This is a genomic window from Dactylosporangium sp. CA-233914 (assembly GCF_050942935.1).
Taxonomy (GTDB): domain Bacteria; phylum Actinomycetota; class Actinomycetes; order Mycobacteriales; family Micromonosporaceae; genus Dactylosporangium.
In genome coordinates this window covers 10,498,202-10,515,266 of sequence record NZ_CP192030.1, presented here as the reverse complement: position 1 = coordinate 10,515,266, position 17,065 = coordinate 10,498,202, and the positions used below count along the sequence as shown (strand labels likewise).

The 17,065-nt window shown below is 73.8% G+C and carries 13 protein-coding genes; 4 read left to right on the top strand and 9 right to left on the bottom strand.

The window, feature by feature from the left end; translation table 11 throughout:
* Positions 1-105 precede the first annotated feature (105 nt).
* The 7 genes from ACQPY0_RS46605 to ACQPY0_RS46575 all read right to left on the bottom strand — a co-directional run bounded on the left by ACQPY0_RS46605 (position 106) and on the right by ACQPY0_RS46575 (position 7,719).
* A complete protein-coding gene (locus ACQPY0_RS46605) occupies positions 106-1,182 on the bottom strand; it encodes a hypothetical protein (protein ID WP_432976133.1) in 1,077 nt (358 codons plus the stop codon).
* Positions 1,183-1,246: 64 nt separating this feature from the next.
* Positions 1,247-1,798 carry a hypothetical protein gene (locus ACQPY0_RS46600; RefSeq protein WP_432976130.1) on the bottom strand — a complete coding sequence of 184 codons (552 nt, stop codon included), beginning with the start codon at positions 1,796-1,798 and terminating at the stop codon, positions 1,247-1,249.
* 89 nt (positions 1,799-1,887) lie between these two features.
* Positions 1,888-2,376 carry a hypothetical protein gene (locus ACQPY0_RS46595; protein ID WP_432976127.1) on the bottom strand — a complete coding sequence of 163 codons (489 nt, stop codon included), beginning with the start codon at positions 2,374-2,376 and terminating at the stop codon, positions 1,888-1,890.
* Between the two features lie 140 nt (positions 2,377-2,516).
* A complete protein-coding gene (locus tag ACQPY0_RS46590; protein ID WP_432976124.1) occupies positions 2,517-5,267 on the bottom strand; it encodes a protein kinase domain-containing protein in 2,751 nt (916 codons plus the stop codon).
* 171 nt (positions 5,268-5,438) lie between these two features.
* Positions 5,439-5,816: a hypothetical protein gene (locus ACQPY0_RS46585; RefSeq protein ID WP_432976121.1), complete on the bottom strand. Its 378-nt coding sequence runs from the start codon at positions 5,814-5,816 to the stop codon at positions 5,439-5,441.
* Entirely contained in the window at positions 5,813-6,280 is a 468-nt protein-coding gene (locus tag ACQPY0_RS46580; RefSeq protein ID WP_432976118.1) for a cation:proton antiporter domain-containing protein, read from the bottom strand. Before ACQPY0_RS46580 ends, ACQPY0_RS46585 begins: the two co-directional genes overlap by 4 nt.
* Positions 6,281-6,549: 269 nt before the next feature.
* Positions 6,550-7,719, bottom strand: a complete 1,170-nt coding sequence (locus ACQPY0_RS46575) for a S8 family peptidase (RefSeq protein WP_432976115.1) — start codon at positions 7,717-7,719, stop codon at positions 6,550-6,552.
* Positions 7,720-7,814: 95 nt separating this feature from the next.
* On the opposite strand from ACQPY0_RS46575, the gene ACQPY0_RS46570 reads away from it, so the two are divergent.
* The 4 genes from ACQPY0_RS46570 (at position 7,815) to ACQPY0_RS46555 (ending at position 15,231) form a co-directional block, all read left to right on the top strand.
* Entirely contained in the window at positions 7,815-9,500 is a 1,686-nt protein-coding gene (locus tag ACQPY0_RS46570) for a tetratricopeptide repeat protein (protein WP_432976112.1), read from the top strand.
* Complete coding sequence (locus ACQPY0_RS46565; protein WP_432976109.1) at positions 9,470-10,429, top strand: CHAT domain-containing protein; 960 nt, start codon at positions 9,470-9,472, stop codon at positions 10,427-10,429. The genes ACQPY0_RS46570 and ACQPY0_RS46565 overlap by 31 nt, the downstream gene beginning before the upstream one ends.
* Before the next feature lie 42 nt (positions 10,430-10,471).
* The gene (locus ACQPY0_RS46560) at positions 10,472-13,690 is read left to right on the top strand and encodes a hypothetical protein (RefSeq protein WP_432976106.1); all 3,219 of its coding nucleotides are present in this window, start codon (positions 10,472-10,474) and stop codon (positions 13,688-13,690) included.
* Positions 13,691-14,217: 527 nt separating this feature from the next.
* Positions 14,218-15,231, top strand: a complete 1,014-nt coding sequence (locus ACQPY0_RS46555; RefSeq protein WP_432976103.1) for an SDR family oxidoreductase — start codon at positions 14,218-14,220, stop codon at positions 15,229-15,231.
* A gap of 61 nt (positions 15,232-15,292) precedes the next feature.
* On the opposite strand, the gene ACQPY0_RS46550 is transcribed toward ACQPY0_RS46555, so the two are convergent.
* Both ACQPY0_RS46550 and ACQPY0_RS46545 read right to left on the bottom strand, forming a co-directional pair.
* The gene (locus ACQPY0_RS46550; RefSeq protein ID WP_432976100.1) at positions 15,293-15,817 is read right to left on the bottom strand and encodes a hypothetical protein; all 525 of its coding nucleotides are present in this window, start codon (positions 15,815-15,817) and stop codon (positions 15,293-15,295) included.
* A gap of 84 nt (positions 15,818-15,901) precedes the next feature.
* Positions 15,902-17,062, bottom strand: coding sequence for a DUF2786 domain-containing protein (locus ACQPY0_RS46545; protein ID WP_432976097.1), 1,161 nt, complete (start codon positions 17,060-17,062; stop codon positions 15,902-15,904).
* Between the last annotated feature and the right edge of the window lie 3 nt (positions 17,063-17,065).

Genomic DNA, 17,065 nt, shown 5'->3' with positions numbered 1-17,065 from the left:
GGTGCCCGCGCGGCCCGCGCCGTCGAGGTCGCCTTCGCCGTCGAGGTCGCCTTCGCCGGTGAGCCGGCCCGGTCCCGCCGCGCTTCGTGAAGCCGGTCAGGCCGTTCAGCTCGCCAGCGGCAGGTCGGTCCGCGCGGGGGACGCCTCCTGCCAGCGGCGCAGCATCGGGGTGACCGGCCAGCCCAGCTCGCGCTCGCGATACGCGGCATCGACACAGCGCGCCGCCCAGCTGCGCGCGGCCCGGTGCAGCGGCAGGTCCTCGCCGAGCAGCTCGTCGCGCAGCCCGAACAGCACGGCGGCGGCGTGCTCGAAGGCGGGCACCTCGCGCTCCCGTTCGCCCAGGCCCGCCATCCAGTCCAGATCCCGGCCCGCGCAGACCGGGCAGTCGCAGGCCCAGAGCCGTCGGTCCGGGCGGGCGCGCCGGCCGCGCTGGATCGCGCTGATCCGGCGGTACGACATCGTGGGTCTGAAGATCGTCGACGGCGGGCGCGGCCCCGGCGGCGGCCGGCCACCCTCGGCCTCGCGGGGTGCGAGGTGCCGCAACGCGCCGACCGTGCCGACCGCCGCCGCGGCCGCGCCGTGGCACAGTGCGCCGAGCGAGGAGAGATCGGAGCGCAGCAGTACGGTCGGCACGCCGCAGCCGAGCACCTCCAGCAGCCCCGGCACGCATCCCGGCAGCCCGAACGGGTCGCCACGGGCCTCCAGCACCAGCGCGACGGGCACACCGGCGTCGCGGACGTGGTTGGTGAGCGCGGTCAGGTGCAGGCGGTCGCGCAGCCAGGCCGGGTGCAGCGGCAGTACCGCGATCGCCCCCGGGATCGCCATGGCCCGGCGCAGGATGCTGACCAGGCCGGGCTCGTCGCCGCCGCCGACGTATCCGGAGTCGGTGAGCACCGGCAGCCCCAGTTCCCGCTGCCGCCGAAGCCAGCGCGGGTTGAACGGCGCGCTGGCCGGCAGCCGGTTCGCCCCGGCGTAGCGGGCCGCGTCCAGCAGCAGCGGTGCGTCGAAGCCCCGCTGGCGCAGCAGGTACGCGGCGGTGGCGAGCAGGCCGCGCTCGTCATGCCGGTGCGGCGAGATCACCAGCCCCGCGTGCGGCCGCCGGGCGATCGGGGCGCAGCGCAGGGCCTGGTTCGCCGAGCAGTGCACGAGCAGCCGGCGTCCGTCGAGCCCTCCGACATGCATGACCGATCGATCCCGTCACGTTGGGTGAATCGATCGTAACCAATCGTGCGGGATTCACGAACATTCATCTTCCGCAGTCGACCTCGATGCTGGTCGTCGCGCTCGCCGGGCTCGGCTGCGACACGGCGATGCGCACCTCGTGCTCGCCCCGGGAGGAGCCGACGGTGGCCTGCGTCGTCTCGCTGAACGAGGTGCCCGACGCCGTCCTGCGCACGGTCGTCGACTCGTTGATGGTGTATCGCACCGGGAGTCCCGGCTGGCTCAGCGTCATGCGCACGGTGATCCGGGTGAGCATCATCCCGCGGCAGCTGGTGAACTGGTCCGGGTCGGCCGTCACCGACACGGTGAGCACCCGCGGGCCGGTGTTCGAGGGGGAGCCCGAGGGCTTCGCCGTCGCGGTCTTCGTGGCCGAGGGGCGCGCCGACGCCGTGGTCCGCAGCACCGCGGTCGCCGGCGGCACGAGCGTCGCCACGGTCTCCTCCGGCACCACCGGCTGCGGGGTGTTCGGCACCGCGGCCGGGCGTGTGCTCCGGTCGCCGCCGCCCGTGCTCAGCGCCACGAACGCGATGCCGACAACGAGCACGATCGCCAGCCCGCCACCGGCGAGCAGGGCCATGGTTCGCCGCGACGGCCCGTCCGGCGGCGGCGCCGGAAAACCGTGGGTCCGCCCGTCTAACCCGTCCTCCGCTGAGCCGGGTTGTTCGGTCATTGGTGACCCGGGATTGTCGGCCTCGGCGGGAAGGTCGGATTACCCTTGGTCGGCTTCGTGGTCGGCTTGGTCGTCTGGGTCGCCGGCGGCTTGGTCGTCGCGGTGGCCGTCTTCGTCGCCTTGGTCGTGGTGTTGCTGATCGGCACGCCGTCGGTCGGGGCCATCGGCCAGGACGTGGTCGGGGCGGCCTCCTGCTCCCCGGTCGGCGACGGCGGCACCGAGGCCGAGCTAGCCGCGGTGGACTCGGGGTTGGCCGCGGCCGGCGTGACGTCCGGCCCGCCGGTGCTCAGCGCCGCGACGACCAGCCCGATGATGAACAGCAGCGCGACCCCGCCGCCGGCGACGAGCATCTTCGTCCGCCGGTCCATCGGCCCGGCGGGCGCGTCCTCGTCGTCACTCTCGGGCCGCGGCGGCAGGGGCATCTCGCCCGTGTACTCGCCGTAGATGAACCTGGGCAGCCCGTCGCGCGTGTCGTCGTCGGTCATTCGACCACCCTCCAGCAGTGACGGCGCCGCACATCCCGTCTCGTGCCCTCGCCGTGCCCCTGCGCCGTCGCGGGTCCTGTCGCCATGGCCGTGCCCGTGCCCGCGGCACCCAGGCATCCTAGACGAGCGCGAGCGGTTCGCTAGGGCTTGGTGCAGTCGTTGGTGATCGTCGCGGTGCTGCTCATCGAGTTCGGGCTGGTCACGCTCAGCGTCATCGGGAACGAGTACCTCCGGCTGTTATCGACGTGAATGCTGTACGTATCGGTGTATGTGCCATCCGTAGCCGTCACCGTCTTGGCCGACTTCCCCGTCGTCGTATACGTCACCTTGGTGTCCGGTTGGTTCGTGGTGATCGTCACGACGACCTGGATGTCGACCCCGTTCATCGTGCACTTCCCGGTGATCGTCGACGGGTTCACCGCGATCTTGGCCGCCGTGACCGCAGCCGGCTTCGGCGGCGAGGGCGACGGCGACTTCGTCTTGGACGGCCTGGTGGTCGTGGCCGCCACCACCGGCGCCGACGACGACATGCTCGCCGCCGGCGACGGCGACGGCGACGGCGGGTCCGAGGCGATCGGGCTGACCTCGGCGGCCGTGCTGGGCTGCCGGGACGACTCGGCGGGCGCACCCTGGGCGGCCTGGCCACTGTTGCCGCCGCCGCCCAGCGTGCCGATCGCGATGAGGAAGACGAGCACGCCGGCCCCGACGAGCGCGGCCACCTTGAGCTCCGAGCGCATCCGCGGCGGCGCCACCCCGGCCGCGGCGCCCTTGGCCCCGCCGCCCGTACCACCCTCGCTCTGCGCACCCGCCGTTCCGGCCTGTGCTCCCGAACCCGTCGCGGTGGCCTGTCCTCCCGCACCCGCCGCGGTGGCCTGTCCTCCCGCACCCGCCGCTCCGGCCTGTGCTTCCGCACCCGCCGCGGTGGCCTCGGCCTCCGCACCAGCCGTGCCGATCTCGGCCCCGGCACCAGCCGCGGCGGCCTCGGTCGTTTCTGTGCTTCCGTCCCCGGCCGCCGGGGCCAACGCGGGCTGCTCCTCGGTAGGGTCCTCGCTCTGCGTCTCCGCGCGACCACCCACCTGCCCGGGCGCGGCCCACGCCTGCGTGGCCGAGTGCCGGGCCCGCCGGGGCCGGGGATGCTCGTCGGTGTCGACATCCAGGTTTGCGCCCACACCCGTTCCGCCGGCCACGCCCGCTCTGACTGCGGCCTCGGCGTGGGCGTCGTCGGCCACGCCCGCTCCGGCCTCCGCCTCACCCTGCGGGTCGTCGGTCACGACCGGCAGCTCTTCGGTGATGGCCTGCTCAGCGCCCGCCGCCGATCCGGTCGCCGCCTGTCCGGCAAGCCCGCCGTGTTTCTCGGCGCCAACCTGCCCGTAGCCCGAACTGACCGGCATTCCCGGGCTCAGCGCGGCAGCGATCGCGGTTCGGGCGTCGTCGGCTCCGATCTCCTCGATGGACGCCGGCGCCAGGACCTCGACGGGCGCGGCGAGTTCGTCGACCGCTGCCAGCTCCCCGATTGACGCGCCGGCGTCATCGGCGGCTGTGAGGTCGTTGGTGGATGCCGGATGCTGGCCGTCGGCTGCGGGGTCCTCAGTGAGTGCGGCGGCTTCGTGGGCCGCTGCTGGTTCCCCGGTTGACGTGGCGGCCACGTCGGCGGCTGTGAGGTTCTCGGCGGGTGCCGGATGCCGGCCGCCGGCTGCGGGGTTCCCAGTGAGTGCGGCGGCTTCGTGGGCCGCTGCTGGTTCCCCGGTTGACGTGGTGGCCTCAGCGGCGGCTGTGAGGTCCTTGGTGGGCGCCGGATGCCGGTCGGCGGCTGCGGGGTCCTCAGCGAGCGCGACGGGCTCGTCGGTCGCTGCCGGCTCCCCGGTTGGTGCGGCGGCCTCAGCGGGCGCGGCTGGTTCGTCGGTCGCTGCCGGTTCCCCGGTTGGTGCGGCGGCCCCAGCGGCGGCCGTAGGACCCCCGGTGGCTGTGGGCGTCTCGTTTACGGCTGCGGCGGCCTCGTCGGCGGCTCCCGGGACGCCGGCGGGCGGGGCGGACTCGCCGAACGCGGCCGGAACCTCCGCGGCGGCGGCCGCGACAGCCTCATAGGGCACGGCGGGTTCGCCGGAGTCGGCCGGGGCGGCCTGCGCGAGAGCCTGGCTGGGCGCGCCGGGTTCGTCGGGGTCGGCGGGGGAGGCGGATGCCGGGAGTGCCGGGTCCTGGACGTGGGCCGCGGCCGCGGACAGCGCCGCCCGTACGGCCTCCACCCCCGGCCTGGCCTGCGGGTCCTCGGCCATGAGGGCCGCCACCGTCTCGGGCGCCAGCTCGGGCGAGGCGAACGCGAGGGTCGCCCCGAGCGAATAGAGGTCGGCCTCCACCCCGCCCTCGCCCGGCTGGCGGCGCTCGGGCGCGATGAACGCCGGGTCGCTCATCGGCATCCCGTTACCCAGCGTGGCCGCCACGGCGAAGTCCGTGAGCAGGGGAGCGCCGTCGGTGGTGAACAGGATGTTGGCCGGCTTCACGTCGCCGTGCGTGATGCCCGCGGCGTGGGCGGCCTCCAGCGCGGCGAGCAGCGCCAGGCCGAGCTCGGCGCCCGCGGTGGGGTCGAGGGGGCCGTCGTTGCGCACGCGCTCGCCGAGCGAGGAGCCCTCGATGAGATCCATGACGATCCACAGACCGTCGTCGGTGACGACGACCTCGTGGACCTTGACGATGCCGGGGTGCTCCAGCCGGCCGGCGGCGCGCGCCTCGCGGATCGCCCGGTCGCGGTCCGCGGCGGACATGGCCTCCGGCAGGCGTACCTCCTTGATCGCCACCATCTGCGGTCGTCGCAGGTCCCGGGCGCGCCACACGATGCCCATGCCGCCCGCGCCGATCGCGTAGTCCAGCCGGTACCGGTCCACCAGCGTCTTCAAGATCTAACCCCAGCCATTGCCGTGAAAAGGACATCCCAGCATGCCCACACCGGGTGATGCGGTCGGGCAAACGGTCGGTTTCACTCTGTCGTACAGCTGCCCGCGAGTCGAACCTCTTCAATGTTGACTTTGGCCTGCAGCCTCCAGAGTGCAACATCGTCAATCCTGCGTTCATCCCGCAGCCAGCCCGCGTGCAGGCTCGCGAGGTGCTGCCCGTCCTTCCTGCGCAGCCGCGAAACCACCAGTTCCTCCGTTCCGAGCCGCGCGCCGAGCCCGGGCAGCGCGTCGCGCCTCCTGCGCCGCCGTGGTCTGGGCGAGCAGCGGCTCCTGCCGCGGCCCGTCGTCGTCGGGCAGCCGCGCCCACCTTACGACCGCGGACATGAACAAACCCAGCAGGAGGGTCAGCACGATGACGCCGGCGGTGGTGAAGACGATGAGATCGTGTTCGGTGACCGCGGAGGGCACGGCCAGGGCCACGGCGAGTGACACCGCGCCGCGGAACCCGGCGCACGCGTGGACCAAGCGGGCGCCTGCTGGGGCGGCGGTCAAGTGCGCGGATGATGTACGGCGTGGTGCGGGTCCACACGAACCGTAGCCCGGCGACGGCCACGTGCCCGACCGCCGCGTGCTCGAGGGTGCCGTCGGTGAGCCCCCGCACCGAGTCTGGCAGTTGCCGGTCGAGCGCCCCCCGTCGAGCACCAACGTCGTGAGCGCCCAGAACCCGGTTGCCCGCATACGGGTGCCGGCGGGACGGTGAGTGGCCTGGAGCGGTTGAGCATCGGGCCGCAGACGACCACGGCGAGCACCCCGGAGGCGTGTACGGCCCAGGCGAGCAGGAAGGACGCGAACGGCGTCACGAGGCTGACCGTGTTGGCCAGCAGCGGTTCGTCGCCGATGAGCCGCCGCGTCTGCGCCGCGAGCCAGTCGGTGACCAGCCCGGCGAGCACCCCACCGCCGTACGCGAGCACGAACCGCCCCGCCGCGAGGCCGTTCCGGTCGACCGGCACGCTCATCGCGAGCCCCGAAGATCACCAGCGCCGTCGACAGCAGCACGATCACGCGCAGGTTGCCTCGGATCTCGCGCAGCGAGGTGGTGAGGCTCGCCGGCGCGGCAGCACCGGCGGCGTCACGTGCGGCCGCTGCGCGATCATGCCGACCGGCAGCGGCGCGACACCGGGTGCCACGACGAGCTCAAGGCGCGCCCAGGGCCGCTGCATTGTCCAGGGCGCTGCGGGTCGCCGCCCGCAGCGCCCCGGAGCATCGGCCGGAGGGCGCCGACCGGTCAGCGCAGCGAGGGGAACCCGCCCAGCGGCTGCTGCGTGGCCTCCGCCTTGACCTGCTCCGCGGCCGCCACGACGGAGCCGGCCGCCGCCACCCGCTCGACCAGCGCCGCCACCACCTTCGGCGCCGCGAACGAGGTGCCGCTCCAGGCGGCCCAGCCTGAGGCGAAGCTCGGGTGGTTGATGAACGTGCTCACCACGTCTTCCCCGGGCGCGACCAGCGAGACCCACGGACCGCGGTTGCTCCACTCGCACACGGCGTTGCCGTCGTGCGCCGCCACGGCCAGGATCTGCGGGGCCCACGGCGAGCCGCTCGCCGCGAACGCGGCCGGCCAGAACGGCCGCTGCTGGATGCCGTCGTTGCCCGCCGCGGCGACGACGACCCGGCCGGTACCGGTCAGGAAGTTCGACAGCGTGGCGGCCAGCACCGCGGGCGGCTCGTCGCCGACCGAGAACCCGCCGAGCGACAGGTTGAGCACGTCGACGTCGGTGAGACCGTCGATCGCGGCGGCCAGGTCGGCCTCGGTGCACACGCCGAAGGTGTCGAGGACCTTCACGATCCGGATCTGCGCCGCCTCCGTGGCCTGGACGACGACGCCCGCGATGAAGTTCGCGTGGCCGACGTCCGAGTCCAGCTCGCCGTCGTTGTCACCGTCGATGACGGTCTCGATGTTCTCCGGCGTGGCCGAATAGCAGCCGGCCGGCAGGGGGCTGTTGAGATATACCCCGGTGTCCATCACAACCACCCGGACGGACGATGCCCCGGTGGCCGAGGGGGCAAGCTTTGCCGGCGGAGCGTCCGCCGCCACCGGCGGGCCGAACGGGCCGCCGTGCTCGTGCGGGGTCGACATGAACACGTGGTTCGGGCCGACGACGGCGTCCGGCATCTCTTCGCGCAGCCGTCGCACAGCGGCCGTCACGTCCAGGCCACGGGCCTTGAGCCGGCGCAGGCCGGTGTGCGGCTCGTCCTCCGAGATCTCGCTGTTGCGGTGCCCGAGCCCGTTGAGGGCGCGGTGCGCGGTGCCGACGCCCCGGTCGGTGACCAGGATCTCGTCGGCGACGAACCGCACGGGGCGGCCGGACTGTACTTCGGTGCGCAACCACGGCAGGGTTGACAGGCGGGCGGTGCGGACCCGCTCCCACCTCTGACGACGATCGTTTGGTACGGACATGTGTGCTCCCCAAAACGGATCAACAATGAGGCCGGTGACATGAGTCGCGTCCCGGACCCCGTGATACACATCCGAGCCTTTGGCAGGATGCAATCATGACGGCAGCGTCCGTGCTCCCCGCCGCCGATGAAGCTCTGGCGCAGCGGCTGCTCCCGATTGTCATGGCCGACCCCGGCAAGGCCAAGAACCTCGCCGAGTCGGCGTTGCGCGACGCCCGCCGCGACGGCGACCCCGGCCGCGAGGCGGTTGCCCTGCGCGCCCTCGGCCTGGTCGCCCGAGCCCGTCACGACGCCGCCGCGGCCGCCGAGCACCTGCGCGCCTCGATGACCGTCGCCCGCCGGCACGGGCTCAAGGTTCACGAGGCCGAGGCTCGCATGAGCCATGCCCTGATCCTCGACGATCTCGGCCGCCCCAGCGCCGCGCTGAAGGAGATCGACCGCGCGGTGGCGGAGCTCCACGGCCACCGCCGCGCCCGGGCGACCATGCAACGGGCGCTCATCCTCCGCAGGCTCGGCTTCGATCATCAGGCCATGGAACTCTACCGCGGGGCGCTGCGGTCGTTCCGCAGCTCCGGCGACCAGGTCTGGGAGGCTCGGACACTGACCAACCGGGGCGTGCTGCACGGGTACCGCGGAAACCTCAAGCAGGCCGAGAACGATCTGCGCGCCGCTCAGGCCCTCTACAACCGGCTCGGCATGTCGACCGCCGCCGCGCAGGTCGAGCACAATCTCGGCTTCGTCGCCGCCCAGGCTGGCGACGTGCCCACCGCACTGGCCCGCTACGACCGGGCCCACGACCGCCTGTGGAGCACCGGCGTCGACGCGGTGAGCCTGCTGGACCGGGCCGACCTGCTGCTGTCGGTCCGCCTGCTGCCGGAGGCCGAGTCCGCCATCCGCGCCGCCATCGACGCGTGCACCGACGGCCACCTCGACTCGGTGCTCGGCCAGGCCCACCTCATGCTGGCCCGGCACGGCCTGGCCGCCGGCACGCCCAACGAGTCGAGGGACGCGGCCGCCGCCGCCCGCCGCGTCTTCCATCGCCAGGGTCGCAGCGTGTGGAGCGCCCGCGCCCGGGTCGCCGAGATCGCCGCCGTGGTCGCGCTCGGCCGGGCCAACCGCGGCACCCTGCGCGAGCTGCGCTCGGTCGCCGCCCACCTGCTCGAGGCGGGCTGGCTGCAGCCCGGCTGGGACGCCCTGCTCGACGCCGCCCAGCTGGCCGTCGACCTCGGCGAGCTCTACACCGCCCGCGAGCTGCTCACCGAGGCGGGCGGCGCGGCCAAGCTCGGCCCGGCGCCCCTGCGCGTGCGCTGGTGGCACATCCGGGCCCGGGTGGAGCTCGCCTCCGGCGCCGTGGCCGAGTCGGTCCGCGCGGCCACCGCGGGCTGCGCCAGGCCGACGCGTATCGCGCCAGCCTTGGCGCCACCGAGCTGCGCGTTCGCGGCAGCGCGGAGACCGCGGCCCTGGCCGGGCTGCGCCTGCGGCTGGCCCTGCAGCACGGCGGCCCGGCCTCCGCACTCGCGTGGGCCCAGCGGTGCCGTGCCGCGGCGCTGTCGCTGCCGCCGACGCACCCGTCGACCGACCCGGTCGTGGCCCGGCACCTCACCGAGCTGCGACGGATCAACGGGGAGTTGGCCGCGGCGCCCACCGGTCCTCAGCGCACCAGCCGGCTGCTGCGCCGGCAGCGCGTGCTGGAGGCCGAGATTCGCCGCCGGTCGTGGCGGGCGCCTGGCTCCTCACCCAACGCTGTGGAGTTGTCCCTCCCCGCGCTCGCCGCCACGCTAGGGGAGCGGGTGCTCGTCGAGATGCTGGACATCGACGGGCGCCTGCATGCCCTCGTGGTGCGCGGGCGCAGGGTCACGCATCGCATCGTCGGCGAGATCGACGCGGTGCGAGCCGAGCTGGAGTCGCTGAGGTTCGCCCTGCACAACCAGGTGCTCGGGCACGCCGCAGGTGGCGAGCGACTCGAGCGGCGCGCCGAGGTGCTCGACCGGCTGTTGCTCGGCCCGCTTGCCGACCTGCTCGGCGACGGGCCGCTGGTCCTGGTCCCGACCGGGGCCCTCCACGCGCTGCCGTGGGGAATGCTACCCCGGCTGCGCGGGCGCTCGCTGACCGTCGCACCCTCGGCGACGATCTGGTTGCGCTGCGCAACCTCGTCCACTGTGGACGGCAAGCTCGTGCTGGTCGGGGCCCATTCGGCGGAACAGGCCGCCGACGAGGTGCGCGAGATCGCCGCGGACCGGCCCGGCGCGACCGTCCTCGCCGGCGAGCAGGCCCGGGTCGACCGTGCTCTCACCGCGCTGGACGGGGCCGCGATCGGGCACATCGCGTCGCACGGGGAGTTCCGCGTCGACAACCCGCTCTTCTCATTCCTGATGCTCGCCGACGGGCCGCTCACGGTGTACGACCTCACGGCGCTGCGGTGCCCGCCCGGCCTGCTCGTGCTCTCCGGCTGCGACACCGGCCTGGCCGCGGTCCACCCCGGCGACGAGCTCATGGGACTCGTCGCCGCACTGCTCAACATGGGTACGGCCACCGTGATCGCCTCGACCGGGCCGGTCGACGACGGCGCCACCCGCCACCTCATGCGCTCCTTCTACGGTCACCTCGCGACCGGGCTCGGGCCGGCCGCCGCGCTCGCCGCCGCGCAGGCGTCCGCCGATCCGCGTGACCGCGCGAGCACGGACAGTTTCGTATGCTTCGGCGCGGGATGATCATTCTCGGAATTGTCAGACCCCGGGCCTACGATGCCTCCCGTGACCCGACGACGTGCCCGCCTCCCGCTCACCGCCCTGGCGGTGCTGCTGGTGCTGGGCGCGTTCGTGGCCTGGGGCGTCGGCGGAGCGCTGGGCCTGCGCTTCGACCGCGCGGCCATCCCCGTGGAGCGCCCGGGCGTCGCCGACGTCGGCCCGCCGGCGCCGGTCGCGATCGGATCGATCTCGGTGCCTTCGTCGCCTCGCCTGGCGCTCGCGGCCACGACGGTCTCCGACGCCCTCGTCACCCGCGGCGCGCCCCGGCCGGTGATCGGTCCGGAGGCCCCGGCCGATTTGGTCGTACATGTTGATCAGTCGATTCCCGCCGGCTCTTACCGCCTCGACACGCCGCTCGTGCTCACCGCGGGCGACGACGCGGGCGCCGCGGCCGGCCTGTATGCCCTCGCCGATCGCATCCGCTCCGGCGAGCCGCCGCTGCCCGACGACCAGGCCGGCGAGATCATCAAGCCCCGGCTCGGACTGCGGCTGACCGACGCCGGCTCGGTCGGCCGCGAGCCGGACGTGGCCGCGTTCGCCGCCGGCACCGACTACTCGCTCAACACCGACGTCGTCGGCGCAGCGCTGCTGCCCGGCGCGCCGTGGGTCGACCCGGTCGCCGTCGAGCGGATCTCCCAGCAGTTCCACCAGTTCGTCGAGCACGCGCTCGCGCAGGGGTACAACGGCGTGGTCCTGCCCGGGTTCCTGGAATACGTCACGTTCGTCGGCGTCGGCGACGGGCACCGGGTCTACCCAGCCGGCGACTCGCACATCGCCCGGGCCGAGGCGCTCACCGCCGCCTTCGCGCCCGTGTTCCGCTACGCCGCGGACATGGGCATGCGGGTCTACCTGCTCACCGACATGCTCGCGCTGTCGCCGCCGCTGGAGCGCTACCTCGACGACACCTACGGCGGGCTCAAGGTCGAGGATCCCCGTTTCTGGCAGGCGTATTCGTCCGGCCTGGACGAGCTCTTCCAGCGCATGCCCTTCGTCAGCGGCCTCATGGTGCGCATCGGGGAGGGCGGCGACGTCTACAAGCAGCCCGGCTGGGACTACTCCTCGCGCATCGCGGTCACCACCCCGAAGGCCGTACGCACGATGCTCACCTCGCTGCTGGCGACCGCCGGCGCGTCGGGCCGCGACGTCATCTTCCGCACCTGGACCGTCGGCGTCGGCGCGGTCGGCGACCTGCACACCGACCCGGACGCCTACGAGAAGGTCCTCGGCGGCCTCGACGACCCGCACCTGATCGTGTCGACGAAATACTCGCTCGGCGACTTCTACAGCCACCTGCCGTTCAACTCCACCCTCGAGGTCGGCACGCAGCGGCGGATCGTGGAGTTCCAGTCCCGCCGCGAGTTCGAGGCGTTCGGCTCGCTGCCCAACGACCTCACCGGCCTGCACCAGCAGGCGCTGCAGCGGTTCCTTTCCGCCAACCCGCACGTCGAGGGCGTGTGGACCTGGACGCAGGACGGCGGCCCGCTGCGCGCCGGGCCGATGACGCTGCTGCTGCGGACCGGGTTCTGGCAGCTGTACGACCTCAACTCCTATGCGCTCGGCCGCCTCGCCTGGGATCCGGCGACCCCGCCGGCGCGGATCACCGCCGACTGGGCCCGCCAGACGTTCTCCGACGACCCGGCGACCGTCACCGCCGTGTGCCGCATGATGGCCATGTCCCGTGAGGCGATCACCAAGGGCCTCTATCTCGGCCCCTACGCGGACGAGAAGGTGCGCGCACTCGGCCTCGAGCCGCCGCCGATGATGTGGATCTTCGAGTGGGACATCGTCACCGGTGACTCCGCGGCCTTGGACAGCATCTACGCGGTGAGCAAGGACAAGCTCGAGCTCACCATCGCCGAGGGCGACCGCGCCGTGGCCCTGGCCGCCTCGATGCAGGAGACCATCGCCGCCACCGACCCGGCCACCTGGCGCGACACGACGCTGCGGGCCAAGCTGGTCGACACCCTCGCCTACGAGACGGATCTGCTGCGCACCCTGGGGGCGTATCGCGGCATGGTCCTGCGCCACGCCCAGTGGCTCGACACCGGCTCCCCGACCGCTCGCGTCGCGTGGCAGGAGGCCGAGGTGCGCTACCGCGAGGCCCGCGACGAGCACATCGCGCGCTACGGCGGTGACGTGGACCTGCCGGCGTACAACTTCACGGCCGCCGACCTCGGCGCCGCCCGCGCCGACCGCGACCCCAGCATGGCCGTGCTGGCCCGCGTCCTGCTCGGCCTGGTCGTCCTGCTCCTGCTGGTCGGCGCGGTCGGCCGCTCCACCGCCCTGCGCGCCCTGTGGCTCGGCGCGACCCGCCCGTGGCGCCTGGCCGACCTGGCCCCGCTCCCGGGCCGCCTGGACCGGGTCCTGGTCATCGCCGCCCCCGTCCTGGCCCTGGTCCTGTCGAGGCTGGTCTACACGTGGTTCGCCGCCCCGGCCCACCTGATGGTCTCGCTGGGCGGCTGGCTGCTGTTCGCCCTGACCGCTCGCATCGTGGCCGGCCGCCGCGACCCGTTCCACCTGTGGGCCGCGATCGGCGGCGTGGCCCTGCTTCGCACCGTGATCCTGCTGGCCGCCCTGGTCACCCGCGGCCCGGGCGGCTACTGGTTCGCCTTCTGGAGCGACCCGGTCCGCCGCTCGGCGTACATCTGCGTCGCGTTCGCGGCCTTCGCCTGGCTCTTCGTCGCGGTCGCCCTGGTTTTGCGCGACCGCTACCGTCTGCCGCGCCGGCGCGCTACGTCCGTCGTGCTGGCCTCCCTCGGCACGCCGCTGGTCGTGCTGGGCGGCCTGATCGCGGTGCTGGGCCTGGAGCGGTCCCTGACGATCTGGAACGACCAGATGGCCCTGCTGCCATGGGGCCTGTCGCGGATCCTGGGCATTACGGTCTACCTGGGCATTCCCGCTGAGCTGCCGTATGCGGCGATTCTCCTGGGCGCCCTGCTGCTGGCCGGGTCGGCCCTGCTGCCCCTGCGCCGCCGCACCAACCGCCGCCCGTTCCCCGGCCCGGTGGCCGCACTTCCCGCCGGCCCGTCCGTGGCGCTCGACGGCGACGCCGATCCGGACCACACCTCCTCGTCGGCGACCGCGACCCGCCCGGCCCCGCCGCTGCCGACCCGCCCGGCCCTGCCGCTGCCGACCCGCCCGATACCACTGCCGTCCCAGCCGCCGCACCAGGAGGCCGACCCGTCCGACCCGAAGTTCCCGCACCGTCCCCGCCACTCCGCCTGACCCGGCCCCGCGACGGGCGATGAGGACGCCCGCCCGGGCCATGTATCGAACGTGCGCCGAGGAACCGATCCCGAGGCGGCGCGGGCTATCGCGGAACAGTCGCACGCGGTCGGGTCCGCAGTGGACGGCGGCTGTCGCGGGTCCGAGCCCGGCGCCGTCGGCGAGAGCGGTGTGGACGGCGGTCGGCCGGTGGGCGTGCGTCAGCCAGCGCTGGCGGGGTGGTCGTCGTTCGGTGGTGGGTGGGGGTTGTGGCGTGGGAGTTGTGGCGCTGTGGGTGAGAACGGCCCAGACGGCGGTGGCTGCTGTGCGGGTCTGGGCACTGGGGGCCTCGCTGAGAGCGGCCCTGATGGCGGGTGCCCGCGGGCAGGGTGAGTGGTGAGGGTGGTGCTGACAGCGCGGAGCGGGCGATCAGCCACATGCGGCCGTCGGTACCCGTCGGGCGCCCGGAGCGAACGGGGGACATGGTGGCGATCCGGCTGCCGTCGGAGGTCGTTAGGCGGCGGTGGGTGGCGGGTATGCGTGCCGGTATGAGGCATCAGGGCGTCCGTCAGGTCGTTGTCGTCACCGGGGCGAGTGGAGGAATCGGGCGGGCCACCGCGCGGGAGTTCGCGCGGCGGGGGGCCGCCGTCGCGCTGCTGGCCCGGGGGGACGCCGGGCTCAAGGCGGCGGCCGAGGACGTCGAGGCGGCCGGGGGGACGGCGCTGCCCATCGAGGTCGACGTGGCCCACCAGCAGGAGGTCGACAGCGCCGCCAGCCGGGTCGAGGAGAAGCTCGGCGCGATCGACGTGTGGGTCAACGACGCGTTCACGTCGGTGTTCGCGCCGTTCATGCAGATCGAGCCGGAGGAGTTCAAGCGGGTGACCGAGGTGTCCTACCTCGGCTACGTCTACGGCACCCGGGCCGCGCTGCAGCGGATGATTCCCCGCGACCGCGGGGCGATCGTGCAGGTCGGATCGGCGCTGGCATACCGCGGGATTCCGCTGCAGAGCGCCTACTGCGGCGCCAAGCACGCGATCCAGGGCTTCAACGAGGCCGTACGCGCCGAGTTGCTGCACGACAAGCGTAACGTGCACGTCACCATGGTGCAGATGCCGGCGGTCAACACGCCGCAGTTCGACTGGGTGCTGTCGCGGCTCGGCCGGCATGCGCAGCCGGTGCCGCCGATCTACCAGCCGGAGATCGCCGCGCGGGCCGTGGTGTACGCGGCCGGCCATCCGAAGCGGCGCGAGTACTGGGTCGGGGCCTCGACGGTCGGCACGCTCATCGCGGACAAGATCGTGCCCGGGCTGCTCGACCGGTACCTCGCCCGCACCGGCTACGACTCGCAGCAGACGCGACAGCCGCGCGACCCGAACCAGCCGCGCAACCTGTGGGAGCCGGCCGACGAGCGGCGCGACTTCGGCGCCCACGGCGACTTCGACGACCGCTCGGCCCGCCGCTCGCCGCAGTTGTGGGCCTCCCAGCACCACGGCCTGCTCGCGGCCGCCGCCGGCGCGGGCCTGGCCCTGGTCGCGGGGGCGGCCATCGCCCGCCGCCGATAGCCGAGTAAGCGTGCCCACCGGGGGAGGCGGACCGCGCAGGTAGTGCGCGGTCCGCTCTTTTTCAGCGGTACTGCGGGTACTGCGGCTGCGGCGGTGCCTGGCCGTACTGCAGGGCCTGCTGGAAGCGCGGGTCGGGCTTGGCCACCTCGACGAAGTTGCCGTCCTGCGACACGAACGCGCCCGCGACCGCCTGGTAACCGGAGCGCGCGGCGAAGACGATGCCGACGATGAGCACCACGAGGCCGAGCAGGAGCAGCATCGGCCCGGCGTCGCCGTCGATGGTGGCGATGCCGACGACGAACAGCAGCAGGCCGAGGGCGAGCACGCCGAGGCCGATGCCGAGGTTGCGCGAGCGGTTCGCCTTGCAGGTGGCGCACCAGGGCCACGCCGCCGCGTTGACGGTCTTGCGCAGCGCCATGACCACGATGACGTACACGATGCCGCCGAGGATGATCAGGAAGGCCGCCCACGGCGGAGGCTTCGAGATGAGCCGCAGCTTCTTCATCTCGAGCGCCGGCTCGCCGTGGCGGGGGCAGACGGGCGGCAGATGACCGGCCGCGACCTGCCCGGCGGGTAGCTGGAGCATGCTCAGGGACTCCCCGTTGTCGAATGGACAGATGTGACGGGCGAGACTCTCACGGACGTGGGCGGTGTGACGTCCTTCGATCGGTCAGAGCAGGGTGGCCCGGTCGGCCGCGTCCCGCCCGGACTCCCAGCCCTCGCGGCTGTCGACCCGGCTGCCGCGCCCGCGCACGGTGCGCGGGAAGACCCGGGCCATGGTCTCGCGCACTTGCTCGTCCCGGGAGCGCAGCACCGGCAGCAGGTCCGAGCGCTGCGGCGCCTCGGCCAGGGCCAGCTCGCTCGCGCGGGCGAGGCGCTCGCCGATGCGCACCGCGTAGGCGACCAGGAACGATTGGCGGAAGGCCTTGAGCCGGGCCCGCCCCGCCTTGCCGCCCGGCGGCTCGGCCTTGGCCATCGCGCGCCCGGCCTGCACGAGCAGGGAGGTGTACAGCAGGTCGACGGCGTCGATGTCCGCGTCGAACCCGAACACCGTGGTGAAGCCGTAGTCGGGCGACCACACGGTGTGGCAGCGGTTCGCCTCGGCGACGGCGCTGAGCAGCGACGCCTTCTCGCCCTCGTACGGGTGGTCGACCCCGATCCGGCGCGCGAACGGCACCAGCTCCGCCGCGGAGTCCAGCCCGGCCAGCAGCGCCTCGTCGATCGCGTGCCGGGCGATGAGCTCCTGGGCCTTGGCCGTGTACGTCTCGGCCTCGGCCGGATACCCGGTCGACTCCGCCTTGGCCAGCAGCGCCCGCACCCGCTCCAGCAGCCGCTCGTCGACCGTGCTCTTGCGGGAGCGGCGCGGCGCGGTCCCCGGCGGCGGGACGAGCACCTCGATCTTCGGCAGGTGCACGAGCACCGTCAGCAGCTCGAGGAGGTCGTCGATGGCCGAGATCCGGTCCCGCCGGTGTTTCGCGGCCAGTTCGGTGACGTATCGCTCGTCGGCGCTCCACCACACCGTGGCGTCCAGTTCGCCGGCCTGGGCCAGCCAGCGCTCGTCGACGCCGCGGCGGGGGAAGTCGCGCAGGTGGGCGGCGACCGCGTCGATCACGGCCCGGCCGAGCAGGGGCCGGTCGGTGCCGCCGCGGCGGACCACGGCCCGGTGCAGCTCGACCGGCTGCCAGCCGCCGCCGAACAGCCGCGCGGCGGCCTCGTTCAGCGCGGCGAACAGCGCCGGGTCGACCTGCGCGGCGGGGGCGACGGCGAGGCGGTCCAGGCCGTCCTCGTAGGCCACCGCCCCGCGGACGAGGGCGTCGATCTGCCGTTTCACCGC